Source organism: Staphylococcus pasteuri (assembly GCF_030547725.1).
GTDB lineage: Bacteria > Bacillota > Bacilli > Staphylococcales > Staphylococcaceae > Staphylococcus > Staphylococcus pasteuri.
Genome location: NZ_JAUOQO010001158.1, coordinates 1 through 228, shown reverse-complemented (window position 1 = coordinate 228; position 228 = coordinate 1). Strand labels below are relative to the sequence as shown.

The window sequence follows — 228 nt, the reverse complement described above, 5'->3', positions numbered from 1 at the left end:
ACAGATAAAGAGTTGGCTGAAGAGCTTGGGATGACTGTAGATGATTTGCATTCAAGATACACAGAAGCAAACTGGATGTCTTTTGTAACATTAAGTGACAATGACAATATGGAGCAACTGTGTACAAATGCAGAGCTTGTTACAGATCAAATCAATAAAGAGCAATTATTAAAAATTATAGGTTCGTCTATTAAGCACCTGAGTGAGCAAGAGCAATTGGTCTTGTCG

The 228-nt window shown here is 36.8% G+C and carries 1 protein-coding gene; it reads left to right on the top strand.

The window, feature by feature from the left end; translation table 11 throughout:
• Positions 1-12: 12 nt before the first annotated feature.
• A partial coding sequence (locus Q4528_RS16750; RefSeq protein WP_303522946.1) for a hypothetical protein occupies positions 13-228 on the top strand: 216 nt, incomplete at its 3' end.